A 21,128-nucleotide genomic window follows, 5' to 3' on the forward strand; every position below is an offset into this window, starting at 1 on the left:
GAAACGTCGAGTCTGTGCGTCACACACGCCTGTATCTAGAGAAGGGACAACGCTAATCAGTTTAACTTTGCCTGCAAAGTCTTGAAGCGTAGCTGTTTCCAATAAGTCTTTCTGTAATTTGAAATCAGGCGCCTGATCTCCAACTTTCAGTTCAGGACCTATGAGAGTCAAAGGATTGCCTTTAAAAGTAGCAGCTCCTGTACGTTCTTGTGCCATATGTAATAGCCTCCTTTGGTTTTTGGCATTGGTTATCGTTGCCGAAATCTATTATAATCTTTTATAAAAGACATTGTCCAATTTGAATAAGGTGGAGACACCCATGAAGGAAGGATTGCCTTGATTTTTTTACGTTATGAGAACTGGAAAAGTTATTTGCGGTTTTACCCGGTAACCTGTCTGATTTTGCTTATCAATATTGTGATGTTTATTGTACTGACCGTGCAGGGTGGATCGGAAAATAGTTTGACACTGATCCGGTATGGGGCTTTGATTAATGAGGCGCCATTCACTGATCAGCTATGGCGCTATGTGTCAGCTATGTTTTTACATGCAGGGTTTGATCATCTTTTGTTTAATTCCTTTGCAATACTTGTATTCGCTCCTCCGCTGGAGCGTTTGCTCGGGTCCTTGCGATATGTGTTATTGTATCTGGTCACAGGCATTGTTGGAAATATTCTGTCCATTGCGCATTATAACATGCTGGCGGAGACGACAGTGTCTGTAGGGGCTTCAGGAGCGATTTATGGCATCTATGGGGCGTTTTTGTACGTTGCCTTGTTCCAACGGTCCTTGATGGACGATGCTTCGCGCAAAACGCTGTACACACTGCTTGGGTTTGGTATTCTGTTTTCTTTTGCGGTTGCGAACATTAACTGGACCGCTCACTTTGGGGGCTTGCTCAGTGGATTCTTCATGTATGGATTATTGATTAGATTGACTGGTCAGCGCAAACGTCACTAAAGACAGCTTTATCGTAAGTTATCTGGGTAAGAAAGAGGATGGTGTTCGATGAACATCTTCTTTCGTATGTTGAAAAACAGATTGGAGCGAATATCGGAGTGGAATTACGACAGTTGCAATACTTTATGAAAGTAGCGCAAAAAGAACATGTCACTCAGGCAGCCGAGGAGCTGCATGTGGCGCAATCTGCGGTAAGTCGGCAAATTCATCAGCTTGAAGAGGAGCTGGGAGTTAACCTTTTTATGCAAAAGGGGCGTAATCTGCAGCTTACGCCAGTGGGGCAGCTATTTTGCAAACGGGTGGAAACGATCATAAAAGATCTGGAGCGGGCAGTTTTGGAAGTGCATGAGTTTTTGGACCCTGAGGGGGGCGAAATTCGTATTGGTTTTCCGCACAGTTTGGGAATTCATCTTATTCCTACGGTGGTGGCTGAATTCCGCAAGCAGTATCCCAATGTTAAATTCAGATTTAAACAAGGGATGTATCCGAGTTTAATTCGTGATGTGTTAGCGGGTGAGGTGGATTTGGCTTTTGTATCTCCTTTTCCAGACCGACATGATCATGTCGAGGGGGATGTGGTGTTAACCGAGGAGTTATTTGCAGTTCTCCCGCCTAATCATCCTTTGGCTTCAGCCGAACACATCACATTGAGCCAGCTTAAAGGAGAAAAATTCATCTTGTTCAGAGATGGGTATTCGTTACGTCCGATTGTCTGGCAGGCCTGTCTGGAGGCTGGTTTTACACCGGATATTGCTTTTGAAGGCGAAGAGACAGATACGATACGCGGATTAGTAGCTGCGGGTATGGGAGTTAGTCTTCTGCCCGAAATGGCACTGTTTCAGACCAATCCACTTCAACCTGCAAGGGTGTCGATTGTTGATCCGGAGGTAACGAGAACGATTGGCTTGATTCATCGCAGAGATGACAAACTTCCATTGGTCGCTAAATCTTTCCGGACTTTTCTGTTGCACTATTTTGGGCTTCAAGGTAACGCTGCTGCTTCGAACAAAACTGTAAAAGCAGATTGAGGGTATCAAGTATAAATAGGGTTTTGGTTTGAGATCAAGAAAAAAAGGTTGTTCCTCTACCGTCGTTGGCGGAGGAACAACCTTTTTTGCAATACAAGTGCTTAGTCTCGGCTGTTAAAGATGCCGATTAGGCGGATCAGTTCTAGCAAGGAGACAAGAGCTGCGGCCACATACGTCAATGCAGCAGCGTTCAGAACTTTGGCTACACCGCGTTCTTCATCACTACGGATAAACCCTTCGGAAACCATGATTTCCCGTGCGCGATTAGAAGCATTAAACTCCACTGGCAATGTAATTAATTGAAAAGCGACAGTAGCCGAGAAGAAGATAATACCCAGGCCGATCAGGTTCGTAAAGCTAAATAAGAAACCGGCAATCAGCAGAAACGGTGCAATCCCGGAAGCAAAGTTTACGATCGGAAAAATCCGGTGGCGAAGCGCTAGCATAGGATAATGCTCTTTATGTTGAATGGCATGACCGACTTCATGGCAAGCCACAGCAACCGCAGAAATGGATTTTTCATAATAAACAGGCTCGGACAGGCGCACCACTCGTTGTATTGGATCATAATGGTCGGACAGCGCACCGGGTACTGGCTCAATAGGTACATCATGCAAGCCGTTGCGATCCAGCATGTGCCGAGCTGCATCATAACCAGTCAACCCATTTTCGTTGGGGACATCAGACCATTTGTTAAATGTACCTTTTACACGAAATTGCGCCCATAAGGATAATCCGAACGCAAGAATAATCAAAATATACATACCCATCATAAAGCAACCCTCCATTATTGTTCATCTATTAGCCCGGGTATCTACATCATAGAACTATGCTCCAACAGATACTTCAAAGCCTCAATACAAGCGGCGCTTTGTGGCAATAGACCAGTAAGCAGCTTGCGAGCTTGAACGGGCTTAAGCTGTCCGAGAAGAGGCTGTAGTTCATTAACTTCACGCTCTAGACGCTGCATGTGCATTTCTAGACTCGTTAGTTTGTCAGTGACATGTTCTTCCCCTGCGACTGAGTTCCATTTGATCAGTGTTTGTCTGATTTCCTCGAGGCTATATTTCTCTTGTTTCATTTGGTTAATACGTTCAAGCCTGTTTAAGGTTTCATCATTATAAAGTCGATAATTTTTCAATGATCGTTCTTCAGGTTTGATCAAACCGAGTTTTGTGTAATAATCAATCGTTCGTTCGCTGACACCAGCCGCTTTGGCTAGCTCACCAATTCGATATAGCTTCATATCCCCATCTGTCTTCACCTCGCGCTCTTCGTTCAACCTTCGATATTAGCATCTTAAACCGAGTGTTTATAAAGGATATTTTACATGATCCTCAACCATACAGTCAAACGTCATGCTTTTGTTGAACTTAAACAAACTACCTTTTTGGTCAGTAAATATGACATGTCAGGTTTGTAAGATCGTTTTTTTAACATTATAAAAAAAATCTTGTCAACTTTCATGTATTCTGATTATAATGACAATAAGAATTTCACGATATGTAAAGAAACTTAACATTCGAGGAGTGGTCTTCATGAGAAAAAAGTGGTTGGTTGTATTATTGGCCATGCTGGCGGTTCTGGCTTTCCCGGTAGGTGCGTTTGCTGCTGACGGGCCAACAAATATTCAACTTCAAGCTGGACTAAACACGGCCTTTACATTCTTGGCGTTTATACTTGTGTTTTTCATGCAAGCGGGGTTTGCGTTGCTGGAGGCAGGCTCGACTCGAATGAAGAATGCGGGTCATGTCGCTGGTAAAACGATTCTCACGACAGGTGTTGCGGCTTTGTCCTTCTGGGCCCTCGGATTTGGACTCGGCTTTGGCAATGATAGCGGCAACGGATTTATGGGGCTGACAGGTTTCTTCATGAGCGGGACAGATGCTGCTGCATCGTTTGATACTCTTTCGGGCTTGGATGTTCCAATTACGATTATGTTTTTGTTTCACTTTGCTTTTGCTGCGGTTTCGCTTTCGATCGCATGCGGGGGGATGGCAGAGCGTGCAAAATTAAGTGTATACATTATTTTCGGTATTTTATTCTCCATCGTGATTTATCCCGTTGTTGCTCATTGGGTATGGGGCGGCGGTTGGCTTGGCAAGTTGGGAATGCAGGATTACGCTGGTTCAACCGTGGTCCATTTGACGGGTGCTACGGCGGCACTTGTCGCTACACTGCTGCTCAAACCGCGTCTGGGCAAATTTAATAAAGATGGCAAGCCGAACATCATCCCTGGTCATAATCAGGTGTACTCTATCCTGGGTGTTATTATCCTCTGGTTTGGCTGGTTTGGATTTAACCCAGGTAGTGCGGTTTCTGCTATGAATGACGGATTCTTTGGATATGTAGCTCTGACTACAAATATTGCTGCTGCGGCAGGTGGGGTTTTCGCTTTGCTCGTATCCTGGATGGTATACGGAAAAGCAGACATTCCGGCTATGCTAAACGGTGTGCTGGCAGCTTTGGTTGCTATTACGGGTTCTTGTGCTTTTGTAGCACCTTGGGCCGCACTGGTCATTGGCGCAGTTGCAGGGATCGTCACTTTCTTCACAGCGCAATGGTTTGAGCGTGCGAGAGTGGATGACCCGGTATATGCTTTCTCCGTGCATGGTGTTGCAGGGATGTGGGGTGCAGTATCCACAGGGTTGTTTGCTACTCCTGAGCTTGTAAAAATAACAGGTGTAGGTCAAGCGGGTCTGTTCTATGGTGGCGGTTTTACGCAATTAGGAGTACAGCTGCTCGGGCTGGTTGGCACTTTGGCTTTCGTATTCGTTATTTCCTTTATTATTCTTGGTGCGATGAAAGCCATTATGGGTATTCGTGTTACGGAAGAGGAAGAAACGATGGGACTCGATATCAGTGAGCACGGTACGTACGGTTATCCAGAACAAATGAAGTTAGTGACCGAAGCTGAAAAGCGTTCTGGAATTGTCAGCTAAAATGTAAAATATAAAGAGCCAGTATGGATGAGCGGAGGAGATGGAAGTATGGAACTGCAAAATAAGGCCCCTTGGGTGAGTTCCACTGAAGCGATTGATCATGCAGACACACCTGAGTCGTTAAGGCAGGCCAGGGTCGATTCTCAGAAATGGCTGCTGGCTTCCCAAGCCTCCGCTCCGTTATCAGACTGGTTACGAACGGCGAACGAAATGCATGACCGCATCGCGGCCAGAGCTGTACAAATGTGTGAAAAAGGGATGGTTGAGGATGGCTTCGGCCCTCCTCCCGTCCCTTACGCATTTATAGCCTTCGGAAGTATGGGGCGCTCGGAATCGACGCTGTGGAGTGACCAGGATAACGGTATGATTATCAGTGACCTAGTGTCTGCTGATAAAGAATTGTATTTTAGCGAGTTTGGCCGCAGAGTATCTGCGATGCTAGAGTATTTGGGATATCCCAAATGCGAGGGGAAAGTGATGTGCTCGGAGCCGTTGTGGCGCCTTACATTGTCTGGGTGGCAACAACAGCTGTCGAAATGGTCGGAGGATTTTGCCTGGGAGCCAATTCGTTATCTCATTATCTCGTCTGACATGAGACATATCGCAGGCGAGGAGCAATTGTCTGTGGAATGGAAGCAAGGCTTTTATAAGTTGTTTCGTAAACATCCCGATTTGCCTTCAGCGGTACTTAGGAACACGGTAAGACATAAAGCAACCCTTAATATTTTAGGTCAGATCGTTACCGAGCGGTTCGGTGAGCATGCAGGCGATTTTGATGTGAAATACGGGTTATATATTCCGTTGGTGAACGCCGTCCGTTTTTTGGCATTGCAACATGGTGTGGAGGAAACTTCTACCCTGAAAAGGCTCAGGCGTCTCGCATCACTTGAAGCAGCACCGTTGCCTTTGCTTGATGCTTGCGAGCGAGCCTTTAGGATTGCGCTTCAGCTTCGAATGGCTACTCCCGCGAGAGAAAAGGATGGGTTGCTGATCAGTAATGGCTATCTGGATGTCAAACCGTTGAAGCAAGGTAAAGGCTGGCATGAGCTGCGAGAGGCTCTTTCAACAGTACGACGGCTGCATCGTGCGTTGCAAAGGCAGCTACGGTTTATGGAAGGGAGAAGGTCATGAAGGAACCGGCGCAGGGAGGTGGCTTCTGGAGTGCCCTCCGCAGAGGAGGAGTGCCGTCGGCAATCGCATCTGTAATGGGGGCTCCTACGGCCCAGCAGATGGCGTTTATTCGGTCCTTAACGCGGGAACAACGGCGTTCAGAAGTATTGCGTACCCCGCTGGAGCGTTTGGAGACGGTAGTTTTTGATCTGGAGACAACAGGATTTTCGGCTCAGCATGGAGATGAGATTTTATCATTCGGAGCGATTCGGGTTGTCGGGGATATGATTATGGAGAAAGAGCAGTTTTATACGCTTGTCAATCCACGGACGGAGATTCCTGAACACATTACTGAGCTTACTGGGATTACCCGGGAAATGACGGATGAAGCTCCGCCGCTTATGAATGGTCTGCATGATTTTATGTCCTTTGTAGGTGGGCGGGTGCTTGTAGCGCATGCCAGTGCTCATGATAAGGCCTTTTTAAATGCTGCGTTATGGAAAACATCTAAAGTTCAGTTAACTCATCGTGTACTAGATACCATGATGCTTGCCAAATGGCTGGAGCCACAGCAACACCAAACCTATAGTTTGGATGAATTGCTGGCCTTTCAATCCATTCCGATTGAAGGGCGTCATCATGCGTTAGAGGATGCGAAGATGACTGCTAAGCTATGGGTGGCATATGTTCAGGAAATGCTGAAGCGTGATGTGACGAATTTGGCGGATGTCTACGCACACCTGAGCCATGCCTGATTCTGTACAAGGTATAAATCTCTCACTACATCATTACAGCAAGTTCGCGATTTTCGTGAGTTTGCTGTTTTTTTTGCGACCTGTTCGGATTTAGAAGATTAGAGATGAGGAGAGTGTGGGCATCCTATGGGAAGGATAAGGTCATTTAGACAAAAGGCAGGTGATAAGACTGTGAAAAGATTTCTTTTCATCCAAGCGATAATTGTGCTACTTGTGGTTAGTTCTTTATGGGGAATTATTGCAAACACAGCCTGTGCAGTAAACCTGCCCGAGAAAAAGGTATCCTTGGCAGAGAAATATAAAGGTGAGAAAGTGCATGAATCTGAAAAGGATGTAGGGACTGAATTAGACGCAGTGGAGGTGATGAACAGAATTAAACCTGGGCAACAGCTTCCTTCTATGATTTTAAAGGGGTTAAACGGCAAGTCCTACGATGTAGGGGCTACGCGGAATAAAGCGATGATCCTTAGCTTTTGGGCTTCGTGGTGCGATCCGTGCAGATTAGAAGCGCCTATGCTGAATGAAATGTATAGTAAACATAAACATGAGGTAGATGTATATGGCATTAATGTAACCCGCTATGACCGGTTGGAGGATGTGCAGAAGTTCTCCCGTTCTTTGAACCTCGAATTTCCCATTTTACTGGATGAACAAGGAGCGTTGTTTGAACAATTTGGAGGAGCGGCTTTTCCGACTCATGTAACGATTGATGACCATGGACGGGTACGAGAAATTATAATCGGCATGCTCAGTGAACGAGAGTTGGAGGATAAAATAGAAGCACTTTCAAAAAAATAAGGTGACTTTGGGGGCCGAGTAAACCTCCAATGTCACCTTATTGTCTCATTGTAGTAGTTGATTAGTGGTTAACTAATCCATGATGAGTAAGCTCTGTTTGTGCATTTTTTGGAGTTGGGGCTTCCAGCAATGCGTAACGGAAGCTGTCCAAGAGTGCTTCCCAGCTAGCTTCAATTACATTTTCGGATACGCCTACGTTACTCCAGACATCCTCATAATTTTTGGACTCAATGAGCACGCGTACCTTGGCGGCGGTGGCGTCTTTTTCGTCGAGCACGCGTACCTTGTAGTCAGCCAAGTGCATGTCCCGCAAGGCGGGGAAATATTGGGAAAGGGCTTTGCGGAGTGCGTTATCAAGCGCGTTGACAGGACCATTTCCTTCAGCTGCAGTATAGACACTTGTCCCTGCAACATTCAGCTTTAAGAATGCCTCGGATACGACCGGTCTGCCCGCTGTTTTTTCTACCAGCACCTTAAAGGATTCGAAAGAGAACATTTCCTTCACTTCACCGCCGGCTTCACGAATAAGCAATTCCAGCGAAGCATCCGCGCCTTCAAACTGATAGCCCTGATGCTCAAGCTCCTTAATACGACTAATGACACCGCGCGCCTCATCACTGGATGGATCAAGGGAGATGCCCAGTTCTTGCGCCTTGGATACAACATTGCTTTGTCCAGCCAATTCGGAGACCAGGACCCGCTGCTTGTTCCCCACCAGTTCAGGAGCGATGTGCTCATAAGTTCGTGAATCGCGCAGGATAGCTGACACGTGGATGCCTCCCTTATGGGCAAAAGCAGCATTGCCTACATATGGCTGGTTCACAGGCAGATTGACGTTGGCGACTTCGCTCACAAAACGGGCTGTATTGTGGAGTTGTTTGAGCTTGTCTGGATTTAGACAATCGTAGCCTAGTTTGAGCTGCAAGTTCGGGATGACCGAGCACAGGTTGGCATTACCACAACGTTCACCGTAGCCGTTTATGGTGCCTTGCACCTGCCTAGCACCTGCTTGAACAGCACTTAGTGAGTTGGCTACAGCCAATTCGCAGTCATTGTGAGTATGAATGCCCAACTGTGACTTCGTTATCTGATTTTGCAGTGTAGTAACAATTTCCTGTATCTCATGCGGTAGAGTGCCGCCGTTGGTATCACACATCACGAGCCAATCCGCGCCGGCTTCCTCCGCTTTTTTCATGACGGCAAGTGCATACTCGGGGTTGTTTTTATATCCGTCAAAAAAATGCTCGGCATCAAAAATTACCTCCATGCCCCCTTGCTTTAAAAAGGCGATGGAGTCATAAATCATAGCCAGGTTTTCCTCCAATGTTGTCTGTAAGGCGGTGTGTACATGAAAATCCCATGATTTACCGACCAGGGTAGCAGCCTGAGCGCCAGATTCCAGGATCCGTTGCAGATTCACATCCTGCGCTGCGATGCTGTCTTTGCGACGTGTGCTGCCGAAGGCGACAATCTTGGCCTGAAGGCCAAGTTCCTGTACCCGTTTGAAAAATTCAATATCCTTGCTGTTGCTCCCGGGAATCCCGCCTTCAATATAGTGAACACCGAGATCATCGAGTTTTTTTGCGATTTTCAATTTGTCATCAGCAGACAAGCTAATTCCTTCTCCTTGAGTGCCGTCTCGCAGCGTTGTGTCAAAGATAGAAATAGCGGTGGACATGAGGGACTCCTCCTTTGCGGGTTGCTCAGATTGGTGATGCTCTGCTTTTTTAAGCATGATTAGTTTAGTAAATTAACGCTTAAAAACACGAAAGCGTTAGTTTGTCGTGTTCGTATGATAGTCGATTATAACAACTAATGACTTCAAATGTAATATATATTTATCATTTTTAAACGCAAAACCTATATTTTTTATGTAAAATAGAAATAGTATGCAAGGGAATTCAAGTATAAAATCAAAGAACATATTTCTGATATGACGGTTGAATTTACAGTTAAAAAGAAGGGTCGAGCATGAAAGATGTCAGTGCCTATTATCCAGTTGGTGGACGAGTTATTCTGCATGTGGATATGAACGCATTTTATTGTTCCGTTCATGCAGCGGAGGAGCCGGAAAAATATAAAGGATTGCCTACTGCAGTGGCTGGCAGCAGTGAGCTGCGCAAAGGTGTTATTGTAACCTGCTCTTATGAAGCACGACGATTAGGCATTTCAACAGGTATGGTTGTACAGCAGGCTCGCCGGATCTGCCCACAGCTTATCGTGATACAGCCTGACTTTCATTTGTACCGTCGTTATTCCAAAGCATTTATGAGTATCGCTTACTCATATACACCTATGCTGGAAGCCACTTCAATTGATGAGTGTTACTTGGATATTTCTGGTTCCAAGCAGTTTGGAACACCTTTGGAAATTGCCGAGGAAATTCAGCGTCGGGTAGAGGAAGAGCTGGGCTTGCCCTGCTCGATTGGAGTAGCGCCCAACAAACTGCTGGCCAAAATGGCCTCTGATCTGAAAAAGCCACGCGGGATATCTGTTCTACGTTTACGTGATGTACCCAACATTTTGTGGAACCTTCCATGTGGCCAATTGTTTGGTGTGGGGCGCAAAACGGCAGACAAGCTTCTACAACTAAATATTCGCACCATTGGGCAATTGGCCAAGGCAGATGAGCACATGCTGGTTAGTGTATTTGGTGTAACTGGTTCTTGGTTGAAATTGGCAGCGAATGGAATTAATCATTCTCCAGTCAGCACTGAACGGGAGCCAAACAAATCCATCGGTCACACAACCACACTGCCTTTGGACGTAGTAAAGTTGGAAGAAGCTCAAAGGGTGCTGCTTAACATTAGCGATCAGGTAGCCCGGCGGCTTCGACGACAGGGTATGTTGGCAGGTGGTATTCAACTGACGATTCGGACCCCAGATATGAAGACCTTCACGCGTTCTCAAGTCAGGAGTACGCCTACGGAAAGTGCAGATGACATATATAAGGAAGCTTGTGCATTGTATCGTCGCCACTGGGGAGAGGATAAGCCGGTGCGATTGTTAGGGATTACGCTGCAGCAGCTCATTCCTAAGGAGGAAGCGGCTGTTCAATTAGATCTATTTGAATACCAGGATCAGCCTAAAAAAGAAAGCTTATTGAAAACGATGGATGCGCTACGCGATAAGTTTGGTGAAAATGCAATTTTGACTGCGGGGATGCTGGGAGATGATCCTTCGGTACTGCTTCGTAATTCCAAGTTGCGCGGAACTTCGCTGCAAAAAGACAATTTACCTACTCCGGAGTGAACATCGGCGCAGGTTATTGTTAGCATCAGTAATACATGTTATAAGCATTTTTTGCATGAAGGATAAAGGAAAATAATTTGTAATAATATTGGGTTTGTATTAATATGTGAATAGAATGCAAAAGCTGGTTTGTTTGATTGTATAGGAGGAAGAGAAAAGTTATGGCTAAGTACACTTGGGTAGAAAAAGATACATGCATTGCTTGTGGAGCTTGCGGCGCTACGGCACCAGACATCTATGATTATGATGATGAAGGTTTGGCTGAAGTAATCTTTGAAGGGGATGCAAACCAAGGCATCAAGGCAATCCCAGAAGATCTGTTTGATGATATGCAGGATGCTTGCGATGGTTGCCCTACAGATTCTATCAAAGTTGCAGACGAACCGTTCAATAAAGAAGGCTAAGTGTAGACTTCTTGGACAGGCATAGCACCGCCAGTACCCTTCGCCGTATAACGGTGAAAGTATGCTGGCGGTGCTGTTTTTTTATGTGCTGTCCATTAAGCCCATTTTGACCGATATACATAATAGTAAACAAGCAAGATTACCCGATTAGGAGGATCCGATGGACCATTCGCCTCATCTTAAATCGTATGTAAAAAAGCACCCTGATAATAAAATGGCCTGGTATCTACTCGGTAAAGAGTATGAAAGCAGCGGTCAGGAGGGTAAAGCAAATTATTGCTTCAATCGTGCGGGGGAAGTGTTCGAAGCCTTTGAGCATAAACAGATTCCGGCAGACGTATGGATTGAATATCAGGATAAACTGGTTCAGATGTCCAAGGAGAAGGAGCGGAGAACCGCTCGAACACGCCACCTTTTAACTGCGTTAATGGTACTACTACTCATCTGGGTTCCTTCAGCCAACTCACCGAGCATTTCACCTAAGAGCGCATCCGTTCCATCCGGAACGGAGCATGCAGCAGTTGATCATGTCGAAGCTGCGAAAGCGGCCGCTGCAGATCCAAAGGAGAAGGCACAGAATGGTGAGCCTTATGCTGGTGGTGTGTTTACGGCTCAAGCCCGGCAAGGAAGTGGAGCTGGAACGGCGTTCACGGAACTGTTGGCAAAGACGAGTCAAATGCCTTCCAAGATCACGGTGCTGGGCATGGAGCAGAGGGGGACATGGCTGATCTGGAGAGATGGTATGAAGCCGTTACTAAGTGTACAGAACAAGGGAAACGGCGGATTAGCAGTTCAGTCTTACGACGCCGCTGCATGTGCTTGCAAGCCGCCAGATAGTGAAACCCTCCGCATAACAGGTCTAAAGTGGGCTGCGGGACAAGAAGAGCTGGCTGTGCTGAATAGCGCCATGCGTGCTTTTCGCTCACAGCATCAACGTCTTCCGCAAAGCCTTGAGGAACTAACCCGAGATTTTCCCAGTAATACGATGTACGGTACGACTGACGGGATGAAGAAGGCTTTTACACCTTTACGCAATGTACTTGCTTCTTCAGGACAGGGAACAGGGAAGACAGAAGAACAGAACACAGGCTCTGCGGCTGAAAATAGTCTATTGCTGGCATCTTCACTGCATGGACGGCCTTTTCTGGGGCAACCGCTCCGAATTGTGATAGATAAATCCAGGCACAGGCTAGCATTGGTGAGTGGCAATATACTTATTCGCAATTATCCCATCGGTTTGGGCGGGGATAGAACACCGGAAGGAAAGTTTGTGATTACCGATAAAGTCGTAAATCCGAACGGAAAATCCAACGGTGAGTTTGGCAGCCGTGGTATGCAACTGTCTGCAACCAATTATGCTATCCATGGCACGAACGAGCCAGACAGTATCGGCAAAAATGAGTCGCTGGGTTGTGTCCGCATGGGGAAGGAAGACGTGGAGGAGTTGTTTGCACTCGTGCCTTCAGGTACAGAGGTGGTCATTGGTAACGGAGGACTGCCTGATCAAGTGCTTGTACCCGGTTCCCGATTTACGAGTGAGCCGCAGCACGACCAGACGAATCCCCGCAAAACCTATCACTGGCTAAATTAACATTGTGATGCCACTGCTACTTGTTGATTAACGGTTTCCTGCTTGTGCTAAAACAATGACCAGAACAATTACAATGATGAGTAGAACAAAGCTGACAGCGGTCCATACGATCGCTTTCTTGTTCACCTCATCCTTTTTCTTTTGCAGACTGGGTGGCTTGCGTTTGGTCTTCATTACAGCAATCCCTCTTTTCTTACGGGCTAAAGTCCTGTCTTACTATGTCCATTGTAAATGGTTTGATTATACATTTTCAATGACATCTCCATGACAACTGAGTTGTTCTGATACTGGACCTCGCAAATTACTTTCTTTTTGGTATGGAAAAAGCTAAACTATTTTGTAGAGATGTTTTTTTAGGATTGTGCAAGGGTATAGAACGGAGTGGATGAATCGTGTTGTATCGAAGGATTGCGAAACCTGTTTTTTTCAAAATGAGTCCAGAGAGGGCCCATCATGTAGTCATCGACGGCTTAAAGCATTTGGGTTCACTTCCCGGTGGAGCAGCGACGTTGCGAGGGATGTATGGAGTCAAGGAAACGGAAGATCTTGCCGTTGATCTGTTTGGCATTCATTTTCCCAACCCGATTGGACTGGCTGCGGGTCTGGATAAAAATGCTGAAGCGGTTGCCGGTTTTTCTTCCATCGGGTTTGGATTTATGGAAGTAGGCACGGTGACACCTGTCGGACAGCCCGGCAATGATCAACCCCGTTTGTTTCGACTGCCTCCTGATGAGGCATTAGTGAATCGGATGGGCTTTAACAATCTGGGTGCTGAGAGCATGGCCAAACGTTTGGCAGCCCTTAAACATCGACCTGTACCGGTTGCTGTTAATATCGGCAAAAATAAAGTTACGCCAAATGAGGATGCCCATAAGGACTACGAAAAGTGTATTTCCGCACTGTATCTGTATGCGGATTTCTTTGTAGTGAACATTAGTTCGCCCAATACTCCGGATTTGCGAAAACTCCAGCATGGCAGTGAACTAAAATCGTTACTGGAAGCGGTTCGGGCAGAGATGGGAGTTCAGGCGAAAAAGTATGGTAAAGCCAAGTCTGTATTGGTTAAAATTGCGCCGGATGTATCGGACGAGGAACTGGAATATATGACGGATGCGATTGCAGCCAGCGGAGTAGATGGCATTATTGCGACGAACACGACAATATCGAGGACCGGTCTGACGCATCGAAATGCAAGTGAAACCGGAGGGTTGAGTGGCAAGCCACTACGTGACCGTTCTACAGAGGTCATAGGACGGGTGTATCGTCAGACGGAAGGGAAGCTGCCTATTATTGGATCAGGTGGTGTTTTTACCAGTCGTGATGCCTATGACAAAATTAAAGCAGGCGCTAGCCTGATTGAAATTTATACAGCATTGATCTACGAAGGGCCAGAAGTAAACCGGGCTATACATGCCGGTTTGCGTGAGCTGCTTCGAAAGGACGGCTTTAGACACATTACCGAGGCTGTTGGTGCAACTCACAGATAAAAAAGTGTTGTCGGAAGAGACAGGAGGTACGGGGATGGACGGAAGAGACTGGGGAACATTTTTGCTGCCATACGATCAGGCGGTGGAAGAGCTTAAGGTCAAGTTCAAAACAATGCGTGCGGAGCTGAAAAAGCGCGAGGAATACGCTCCTATCGAATTCGTAACCGGACGGGTTAAAAAAATATCCAGTATCCTCGATAAGGCGAAGAGATTACAGGTTTCACTTGATCAGCTGGAGACGGGGATCGAGGATATTGCTGGCATTCGCATTATGTGTCAATTCGTAGAAGATATTCGGCGGGTAGCTGAGTATATTCGAAGACGTAAGGATTTGACGGTACTATTCGAAAAGGACTATATCACCAATTATAAAGATAGCGGCTATCGCAGCTTTCATATGATTGTGGAATACCCGGTTCAGACAGCAGTGGGGTTAAAGATCGTGCTGGCCGAAATTCAAATCCGTACGTTGGCTATGAATTTTTGGGCAACCATAGAGCATTCTCTGAGCTATAAATATCGAGAGAGTTTGCCAGATGATATGCGGGCCCGATTGAAAAAGGCGGCTGAGGCAGCCTTTGTGCTCGATAATGAAATGTCTTCCATCCGTCTTGAAATACTGGAAGCCCAGAAAAAGTTTGAGGATGAAGCCAATATTGTATCCAAAGTGCTAACAGGCATGCACCGTCTGTATTTCTACCATAAGATCAGTGAAACGATTGAGGCGCAGCGCAAGTTTAATGAACTGTGGGAGCGGCACGACATGGAAGGAATCAAGCAGTTACATGATGAGGTCAAGGAGATGCTGGAAGCTTCAACTAAGGAAGAAGACAGGGATGAATATTAAATGGTGAATCCTTCCTATGAACCGTTGTACGTGACTTATTTGGTATACTTCAATCGGGATCGGGATTACTTTGAATGTCATGAGGTACTGGAAGAGCTGTGGCTTAAGCTGGACCGAGACCCTGTATATAAAGGTTTGCTGCAAATTGCTGTAGGACTGTATCATTTTCGCAATGGTAACTATCGTGGTGGGTACATGATGCTGGACAGTGCGGTACACAGGCTGGAACATGCTTCTTCGCAAGCGCTGGGCATTAATTTGGCGAAGCTGGTAAACGAGGCGCGTGCTTGCGCCCGGCAGCTTGCTGAAGCTGTTATGGACGGTTCGCAAGAGCTCCAACGTCAACCACCGGTTTATCGGGATTTGACGATTGAAATTGTCGAGCCCGGGCTGCGTCAGGCCGTGGAGAAGGCATCCTCGTCCGTTCCGGTCAATATCCCTCAGCAGAGAGGCCCTCGGCGTGGGGAAAAGCATGAGCAGCGTCAGCAGGCGCTGGCAGCTTCGATTAGGCGCAGACAGGCTGCCAAGAGCTTACGCTCAGCCACGGTGGAAACGAAGGATGCGCCTTGATGTTGGAGCGCATAATAAACGAGCAGCCCGATCCGTTTTATTAGGGATCGGGCTGCTTTATCGTTGTCAGGCGAGTGATTACCTGTCTAAGAGGTCACGTTCTTTTTATATTTTTCAAAGAAGGCTTTGAAATCGTCGAGTGTGTATCCGTTGTCCGAAGGGTTTTCCTTCAACCCACCCACCATGCGATCCTTTTCTACGCCTTTTTCGTAATAAACAAGGGTAGGAGTATACTCAATCTTGTATTTGTCCCAGCCGGCTTCATACTCACGCAGGTTAAATTCATGCATTGTGATGTTCTCTTGCTTGCTCAGAGGCATAAGTTTGGGAGTAGTGGCACGGCAGTGAACACAGTCAGATGCGAAATGATAGACGAAAAAGCTTTCCTTTTTGTCAATTTTGCTTTGTAGATCTTCAGGCTTAATAATCTGCTGGTAGTTCGGATCATTTAGCAGTTCCTGAGTAGCAGGATTTAACGAGGCTGTGGAAACGCCGTATAGCTTGTTTTTAGTGCCTGAGTTTAGAGCGAGCAGCACTCCAAGCAAAATGACAAGCACAACAAAAAAGCCAATGACAGGTATGAGCTTTTTTTTGTTGGATTTTTGTGCGTTCAATGGAATCTCTCCTATCAAAATCTAAAATATGTAACTATGAACCTCATTATTATACAACATTACAGACTGTAGTGAAAGTTTGTAAATCACACAGATATTGCCGGATAACCGGTTGATTATGGTACAATAAAATTTATTTTAACAGGACAGGATGATTACGATTATGGGTGTACAGCTCCCGACAGCATTTGTAAAGCGCATGGAGCAATTGCTCGGCGATGAATTCGAGGCTTTTATGGCTGCCTATGACCATACGCCCCATGCCGGGATCCGCGTGAATACATTAAAAATTCCGGTAGAAGACTTTAAGGAACGTTCTCCGTTCGAACTGCGGCCGATTCCGTGGTGCCCCACAGGCTTTTACATTCCACACGGCACTAAGCCTGGACTACACCCCTACTATCATGCTGGGTTGTACTATGTACAGGAACCAAGTGCAATGTCTCCGGTTGAACTGCTCAATATAGCTCAGGATGAGGCGGTTTTGGACCTGTGTGCTGCACCGGGAGGAAAATCAACCCAAATCGCAGCCAAGCTGCAAGGAAGCGGCATACTGGTGACCAATGATATTAGCGCCGACCGAACGAAGGCGTTGGCTAAAAATGTGGAACTGTACGGTGTGCGTAATGCCGTGGTACTGAATGAAAGCCCGGATCGCATTGCAGATGCCTTTCCTCATTTTTTTGATAAAATTTTAATTGACGCACCTTGTTCGGGAGAAGGCATGTTCCGTAAGGATGAGGATATGGCCAAACAATGGGAAACGCATTCGGTGGAAAAATGTGTGGTCATGCAACGGGACATTTTGTGTGTAGCGGCCTCGATGCTGAGTGATGGGGGAAGAATTGTCTATTCGACCTGTACCTTTGCCCCAGAAGAAAATGAAGGAATGATTGCGGAATTTCTGGAGGCTCATCCCGATTTTAATGTAATCCCTGTTCCTTCGGAAGCGGGGTTTGGACCAGGCCACCCGGAATGGGTGAGTGAAGAGATTGCAGCGGCTCATCCTGAACTGCGGGGTACAGCACGCCTTTGGCCGCATCTTGTAGAGGGAGAAGGTCATTTTATCGCTGTATTACAGCATCAGGGTGGGGCTCGTGTTGATTCGGCAGCAGATCTTACTGAATCAGGGGATCTGGCTCCATCGAAGCAACATTTGCCCGTCAGGGAAGCGCTACTCTCCAATGGCCAAGGAAGGCGTACTGAAGAGTCTGTACGAACCGGAAAAGGAATGAGCGGAAAGTCAGGTAAAGGCAAGAATACGCGCGGCATTGATAGCAACAAGTCTCGGATAGGGAAAGAACATGTAAAATCTGCTGCACGCTCCCCGCATGATGTGCTGGCATCTTATCGCCAATTTGTTCAGGAGCAGTTGGAGGTTTCACTTGAAGGTCATACGGTGGTGTATGGAGACCGCATTTATCAGTCCCCGCTGGCATCACATCGTTTGGACGGGCTTAAGGTGTTACGTCCGGGCTGGTTTATGGGAACCGATAAGAATGGTCGTTTTATACCTTCACATCCGCTGGCGGTGGCTTTACGTCCTTCTGAGGCGATTAGAAGTATCAACCTTTCCAGTTCGGATGCTGAAGCCATCCGGTATTTAAAAGGTGAAACCTTGTCCGTCCCTGTGGAGAGAATGGAGCTTCGGCATGGAGCCCAACCTAAAGGCTATACTCTCGTGTGTATTGATGGTTATTCGGCCGGATGGGGGAAGTGGCAGGACGGCATGCTTAAAAATGAATACCCTACAGGCTGGAGGTGGACATCGGTATGAGTGGAAAAGGGAGACAAACTCAGCGTTTGGACAAAATTTTAACCCATATGGGGTATGGTTCCCGTAGTGATATCAAGAGACAGGTAAAGCAAGGTATGATCACGGTAAACGGACGGGTTATCAAAGATAGCGGCTTACAGGTTCATCCTTACCAAGACCAAATTGAAGTGAACGGCGAACGGGTTGTATTTCGGGAGTTTATTTACATCATGCTGCACAAACCACCAGGGGTCATATCTGCAACCGAGGATACGAGGGATCGGACGGTGTTGGATTTGCTGAGTGCGGAGGAACGACATTTTGAACCTTTTCCAGTAGGACGGCTAGATAAGGATACAGAAGGCTTATTGTTATTGACCAACGACGGCAAGCTTGCCCACGAACTACTGTCTCCACGGCGTCATGTTCCCAAAACATATGAGGCTACGGTGTCGGGGCATGTCACGGAAGAGGATATTCATCACTTTGCAGCAGGTGTGGAACTGGATGATGGGTATGTCACCCTTCCCGCGCAGTTGATGATTCTTCGGCATGAACAGCCGCGTCAGGCTGACGGAGAGGTCCTTTCCTATATTTCGCTTGTGATCCATGAGGGTAAGTTTCACCAAGTGAAGCGCATGTTCGAGGCGGTTGGCAAAAAGGTGATCTATTTGAAAAGAACAGCCATGGGACCACTGAAGCTGGATGAACAGCTTCCACTGGGCAGCTATCGAGAGCTGACCAGCGAAGAACTAGTATCGATCGGCCGTGATATAGCATCTGCGACATCAGAAATTTAATGACGGAGTTTAAATACAAATGACGCACAGGCTCTTACGAGAGCCTGTGCGTCATTTTATGATATAGCAACCAGATAGAAAGATGCTCACAGACAAGCTTCATCAACAAATCGTAGTGTGTGAATTATTGTGCGCGTGCTGCCCGGCTTTTTTTCACTTCCGCTGCCTTATAAGCTGTGACCTTGTTTTTGCCTGTCGTTTTGGATATGTACATGGCTTGATCGGCCTGTTTGACGAGTTCATCCGGGTTTATTTCCTTCTTAACTGTACTGTGTCCGACACTGATGGTGACGATGCTTTCCTCGGCCACTCGTTCCCGGATTCGCTCTGCGACATGCGCAACTTTGGCCCGTCGATCCACAACCATTGCGACTAGTTCCTCGCCGCCGTATCGCCCAGTCAGCCCGATTTCATCCAATTCCTCCTCCATAATTTGGGCCACCTGCTTGAGAACTTCATCCGCACGGGCATGGCCCTGCGTATCATTCAGCTTTTTGAAATTGTCAATATCGCAAAAAATGACCGACACGCGGATTCCCTGATCCATATATCGCCGCAGCCTTCCCGAAAAATATTTACGGTTATATAGCCCGGTCAGACCATCGGTGATGGAAGAACGATAAATCCTTTGGAGCAGCTCTACAATTCGTTCAAACAGAATGATAAATAGCGTTGTGTAGTACAGCAATGGTAGGAATGACATCCACAGGAATGTGCTTGATCCGCCTGCTTCTTCAGGGATGTCATTTCGCAGCCAGAGAAAACTAAGCCAGAGTAAATATATGAATAAACCTGCTATAAATTTCTTTGGCTGTCCGATTCGTGGGGTGATGAATAGAAGGCTTAATATAAGGACCAACACTCGATAAAACAGAGTGAATCCAACCAACCTCATCGCGCTGATCCAAGCGGGCAATAAATTTAAAGTCCAGGCCATGACCGGTAGTATTAATAACGCAGCCAGTAACAGCAGAGCCCATCTCTCCACAAACTTTAGCTTTTGGTAAAGCTGAAATACGGCGGCATTGATAAGCAAGAAGGCAAACGCCTCCAAAGCGTTCTTCCACACGATTCCCTGCAGTTGCATTTGGCCACCGCCTGCCGAATAGAGATTCATCGCTTCGTATGTCATAATAAGAATAGCGGCAACCGAAAAAAGGATATAGGCTTTTTTTCGTTGTCTGCTATATATGATCACGCACATTAGCGCCATCATGAGTATAATATACAAACCGCAGGCTGCACTTATGGCCCCGGTCAGAGATGGGGAGCCCAAAGTTCCCAATAAGGACAACAACGTCAACATCACCGACTCCATTTACAAAATTAATCAATCTATTGAACGGATGATATCGTTCCGATACAATAGACAGGATTTATTCCAGTTAAAATGTTATAATTTTCTTTTGTACCTAACATTTATTCTCAATATATCATCTTTCAGAAAATCCGGAAACCTATACATATATCCTGTATTCCGGGCAGTTTGATGCTTGAAAGGGGAAGCACTCATGAAATTGCTACAGGCTCTCTTTTTCCCACCCGAGCAACCGGGAGGCGTTTCATCCATGATTCCATATTTGCAAGAGCGGTTTACGTCCCCACGTTGGGAAATGGAGCTATTTTCAATCCCTAAACGGATTCGCAACAAGGGTAGGGACGAAGTAACCTTTGATACCTTTGACTGGACGAGATATGAGCAATATCCAATCGTTCAAAAATATATTCAGACATACCGTGATTATTTGTGGTGGACTCGGCTTCGCATTCAGAAACCTTTTGACCTTATTCACGCTCATCATCCGATTGCCGGGCTCGCTATGAAAAACGTATTTCCTGATATTCCGCTCGTACAGACGATTCACTCTTCCTATGAGAAGGAATTAATTCTAAACGGGAAAATAGAGGAGAACGGGCCTGAACACCAGTTCTTAGTGTCACTGTACCGAGAAATGGAGCAGAAGGCGGATCGCCTAATAGCAGTATCGCAGTCTTTTCAGCATTACTTAACACCTTATGTACAGCATCCGCAAGATATTGTGGTTATTCCCAATGGATATGATGAGAAGCGATTTAAGCCCGTTCCTCACGAAAATGAAGTGACACAGCTCATAACCGTTTGCCGGCTTGTTCCCGCAAAAGGACTGGATATTTTATTACAGGCTTGCGCTGAGCTGAAAAAAAGAAATCAGGAATTTGTGCTTCATATCATTG

At 46.4% G+C, this 21,128-nt stretch carries 22 protein-coding genes; 15 read left to right on the top strand and 7 right to left on the bottom strand.

What is annotated here, in order from left to right:
* Positions 1–216, bottom strand: a 216-nt coding sequence (locus AC5V8P_RS10325; protein ID WP_495473625.1) for a redoxin family protein, incomplete at its 3' end; no start/stop codon positions are given.
* A 120-nt stretch (positions 217–336) separates the two neighbouring features.
* Between AC5V8P_RS10325 and AC5V8P_RS10330 the strand changes: the two genes are divergently transcribed.
* Entirely contained in the window at positions 337–960 is a 624-nt protein-coding gene (locus AC5V8P_RS10330; RefSeq protein WP_063209164.1) for a rhomboid family intramembrane serine protease, read from the top strand.
* Between the two features lie 98 nt (positions 961–1,058).
* Positions 1,059–1,988, top strand: coding sequence for a glutamate biosynthesis transcriptional regulator GltC (gltC, locus tag AC5V8P_RS10335; protein ID WP_063209263.1), 930 nt, complete (start codon positions 1,059–1,061; stop codon positions 1,986–1,988).
* A 101-nt stretch (positions 1,989–2,089) separates the two neighbouring features.
* Here the strand turns inward: gltC and AC5V8P_RS10340 are convergent, their stop codons facing one another.
* Positions 2,090–2,761, bottom strand: coding sequence for a zinc metallopeptidase (locus AC5V8P_RS10340; protein ID WP_013370498.1), 672 nt, complete (start codon positions 2,759–2,761; stop codon positions 2,090–2,092).
* A 41-nt stretch (positions 2,762–2,802) separates the two neighbouring features.
* Positions 2,803–3,234, bottom strand: a complete 432-nt coding sequence (locus AC5V8P_RS10345; protein ID WP_063209265.1) for a MerR family transcriptional regulator — start codon at positions 3,232–3,234, stop codon at positions 2,803–2,805.
* Between the two features lie 292 nt (positions 3,235–3,526).
* Between AC5V8P_RS10345 and AC5V8P_RS10350 the strand changes: the two genes are divergently transcribed.
* The 4 genes from AC5V8P_RS10350 to AC5V8P_RS10365 all read left to right on the top strand — a co-directional run bounded on the left by AC5V8P_RS10350 (position 3,527) and on the right by AC5V8P_RS10365 (position 7,593).
* The gene (locus AC5V8P_RS10350; RefSeq protein WP_064796149.1) at positions 3,527–4,930 is read left to right on the top strand and encodes an ammonium transporter; all 1,404 of its coding nucleotides are present in this window, start codon (positions 3,527–3,529) and stop codon (positions 4,928–4,930) included.
* 48 nt (positions 4,931–4,978) lie between these two features.
* Complete coding sequence (locus tag AC5V8P_RS10355; protein WP_064796148.1) at positions 4,979–6,061, top strand: DUF294 nucleotidyltransferase-like domain-containing protein; 1,083 nt, start codon at positions 4,979–4,981, stop codon at positions 6,059–6,061.
* The gene (locus AC5V8P_RS10360; protein ID WP_063209170.1) at positions 6,058–6,795 is read left to right on the top strand and encodes an exonuclease domain-containing protein; all 738 of its coding nucleotides are present in this window, start codon (positions 6,058–6,060) and stop codon (positions 6,793–6,795) included. The genes AC5V8P_RS10355 and AC5V8P_RS10360 overlap by 4 nt, the downstream gene beginning before the upstream one ends.
* Positions 6,796–6,966: 171 nt before the next feature.
* Positions 6,967–7,593, top strand: a complete 627-nt coding sequence (locus AC5V8P_RS10365; RefSeq protein WP_064796258.1) for a TlpA family protein disulfide reductase — start codon at positions 6,967–6,969, stop codon at positions 7,591–7,593.
* Positions 7,594–7,654: 61 nt separating this feature from the next.
* On the opposite strand, the gene cimA is transcribed toward AC5V8P_RS10365, so the two are convergent.
* A complete protein-coding gene (gene cimA, locus AC5V8P_RS10370) occupies positions 7,655–9,271 on the bottom strand; it encodes a citramalate synthase (RefSeq protein ID WP_064796147.1) in 1,617 nt (538 codons plus the stop codon).
* Positions 9,272–9,564: 293 nt separating this feature from the next.
* Between cimA and AC5V8P_RS10375 the strand changes: the two genes are divergently transcribed.
* The 3 genes from AC5V8P_RS10375 (at position 9,565) to AC5V8P_RS10385 (ending at position 12,840) form a co-directional block, all read left to right on the top strand.
* Positions 9,565–10,845, top strand: coding sequence for a DNA polymerase IV (locus tag AC5V8P_RS10375; RefSeq protein ID WP_063209174.1), 1,281 nt, complete (start codon positions 9,565–9,567; stop codon positions 10,843–10,845).
* Between the two features lie 161 nt (positions 10,846–11,006).
* Entirely contained in the window at positions 11,007–11,249 is a 243-nt protein-coding gene (locus tag AC5V8P_RS10380; protein WP_064796146.1) for a ferredoxin, read from the top strand.
* Between the two features lie 160 nt (positions 11,250–11,409).
* Positions 11,410–12,840, top strand: a complete 1,431-nt coding sequence (locus tag AC5V8P_RS10385; RefSeq protein ID WP_064796145.1) for a L,D-transpeptidase — start codon at positions 11,410–11,412, stop codon at positions 12,838–12,840.
* Positions 12,841–12,867: 27 nt separating this feature from the next.
* On the opposite strand, the gene AC5V8P_RS10390 is transcribed toward AC5V8P_RS10385, so the two are convergent.
* Positions 12,868–13,014, bottom strand: coding sequence for a hypothetical protein (locus AC5V8P_RS10390; RefSeq protein ID WP_167669723.1), 147 nt, complete (start codon positions 13,012–13,014; stop codon positions 12,868–12,870).
* 218 nt (positions 13,015–13,232) lie between these two features.
* Between AC5V8P_RS10390 and AC5V8P_RS10395 the strand changes: the two genes are divergently transcribed.
* From AC5V8P_RS10395 to AC5V8P_RS10405, 3 genes are read left to right on the top strand one after another with little or no spacing between them, the layout of a single operon-like run.
* Positions 13,233–14,327, top strand: a complete 1,095-nt coding sequence (locus AC5V8P_RS10395; protein ID WP_064796144.1) for a quinone-dependent dihydroorotate dehydrogenase — start codon at positions 13,233–13,235, stop codon at positions 14,325–14,327.
* A gap of 34 nt (positions 14,328–14,361) precedes the next feature.
* Entirely contained in the window at positions 14,362–15,174 is an 813-nt protein-coding gene (gene yjbM, locus AC5V8P_RS10400) for a GTP diphosphokinase (protein WP_064796143.1), read from the top strand.
* A complete protein-coding gene (locus AC5V8P_RS10405) occupies positions 15,175–15,744 on the top strand; it encodes a DUF309 domain-containing protein (RefSeq protein ID WP_064796142.1) in 570 nt (189 codons plus the stop codon).
* Between the two features lie 86 nt (positions 15,745–15,830).
* On the opposite strand, the gene AC5V8P_RS10410 is transcribed toward AC5V8P_RS10405, so the two are convergent.
* Positions 15,831–16,358, bottom strand: coding sequence for a thioredoxin family protein (locus AC5V8P_RS10410; RefSeq protein ID WP_063209186.1), 528 nt, complete (start codon positions 16,356–16,358; stop codon positions 15,831–15,833).
* Positions 16,359–16,521: 163 nt separating this feature from the next.
* Between AC5V8P_RS10410 and AC5V8P_RS10415 the strand changes: the two genes are divergently transcribed.
* A complete protein-coding gene (locus AC5V8P_RS10415) occupies positions 16,522–18,135 on the top strand; it encodes an RsmB/NOP family class I SAM-dependent RNA methyltransferase (protein WP_064796141.1) in 1,614 nt (537 codons plus the stop codon).
* A complete protein-coding gene (locus AC5V8P_RS10420; protein WP_064796140.1) occupies positions 18,132–18,914 on the top strand; it encodes a pseudouridine synthase in 783 nt (260 codons plus the stop codon). Before AC5V8P_RS10415 ends, AC5V8P_RS10420 begins: the two co-directional genes overlap by 4 nt.
* A gap of 124 nt (positions 18,915–19,038) precedes the next feature.
* Here the strand turns inward: AC5V8P_RS10420 and AC5V8P_RS10425 are convergent, their stop codons facing one another.
* Positions 19,039–20,220, bottom strand: coding sequence for a GGDEF domain-containing protein (locus AC5V8P_RS10425; RefSeq protein ID WP_064796139.1), 1,182 nt, complete (start codon positions 20,218–20,220; stop codon positions 19,039–19,041).
* Between the two features lie 205 nt (positions 20,221–20,425).
* On the opposite strand from AC5V8P_RS10425, the gene AC5V8P_RS10430 reads away from it, so the two are divergent.
* Positions 20,426–21,128 (top strand): glycosyltransferase family 4 protein (locus AC5V8P_RS10430; protein ID WP_495473626.1); only part of this gene is annotated, 703 nt, incomplete at its 3' end.

The sequence above is a fragment of the Paenibacillus sp. N119s genome (assembly GCF_059447605.1).

What these genes read in the sequence shown, in the direction of transcription:
- AC5V8P_RS10340 (WP_013370498.1), bottom strand. Translation starts at nt 2,761, where the DNA reads ATGATGGGTATGTATATTTTGATTATTCTTGCGTTCGGATTATCCTTA.
- AC5V8P_RS10345 (WP_063209265.1), bottom strand. Translation starts at nt 3,234, where the DNA reads ATGAAGCTATATCGAATTGGTGAGCTAGCCAAAGCGGCTGGTGTCAGC.
- AC5V8P_RS10350 (WP_064796149.1), top strand. Translation starts at nt 3,527, where the DNA reads ATGAGAAAAAAGTGGTTGGTTGTATTATTGGCCATGCTGGCGGTTCTG.
- AC5V8P_RS10355 (WP_064796148.1), top strand. Translation starts at nt 4,979, where the DNA reads ATGGAACTGCAAAATAAGGCCCCTTGGGTGAGTTCCACTGAAGCGATT.
- AC5V8P_RS10360 (WP_063209170.1), top strand. Translation starts at nt 6,058, where the DNA reads ATGAAGGAACCGGCGCAGGGAGGTGGCTTCTGGAGTGCCCTCCGCAGA.
- cimA (WP_064796147.1), bottom strand. Translation starts at nt 9,271, where the DNA reads ATGTCCACCGCTATTTCTATCTTTGACACAACGCTGCGAGACGGCACT.
- AC5V8P_RS10375 (WP_063209174.1), top strand. Translation starts at nt 9,565, where the DNA reads ATGAAAGATGTCAGTGCCTATTATCCAGTTGGTGGACGAGTTATTCTG.
- AC5V8P_RS10380 (WP_064796146.1), top strand. Translation starts at nt 11,007, where the DNA reads ATGGCTAAGTACACTTGGGTAGAAAAAGATACATGCATTGCTTGTGGA.
- AC5V8P_RS10385 (WP_064796145.1), top strand. Translation starts at nt 11,410, where the DNA reads ATGGACCATTCGCCTCATCTTAAATCGTATGTAAAAAAGCACCCTGAT.
- AC5V8P_RS10390 (WP_167669723.1), bottom strand. Translation starts at nt 13,014, where the DNA reads ATGAAGACCAAACGCAAGCCACCCAGTCTGCAAAAGAAAAAGGATGAG.
- yjbM (WP_064796143.1), top strand. Translation starts at nt 14,362, where the DNA reads ATGGACGGAAGAGACTGGGGAACATTTTTGCTGCCATACGATCAGGCG.
- AC5V8P_RS10405 (WP_064796142.1), top strand. Translation starts at nt 15,175, where the DNA reads ATGGTGAATCCTTCCTATGAACCGTTGTACGTGACTTATTTGGTATAC.
- AC5V8P_RS10415 (WP_064796141.1), top strand. Translation starts at nt 16,522, where the DNA reads ATGGGTGTACAGCTCCCGACAGCATTTGTAAAGCGCATGGAGCAATTG.
- AC5V8P_RS10420 (WP_064796140.1), top strand. Translation starts at nt 18,132, where the DNA reads ATGAGTGGAAAAGGGAGACAAACTCAGCGTTTGGACAAAATTTTAACC.
- AC5V8P_RS10425 (WP_064796139.1), bottom strand. Translation starts at nt 20,220, where the DNA reads ATGTTGACGTTGTTGTCCTTATTGGGAACTTTGGGCTCCCCATCTCTG.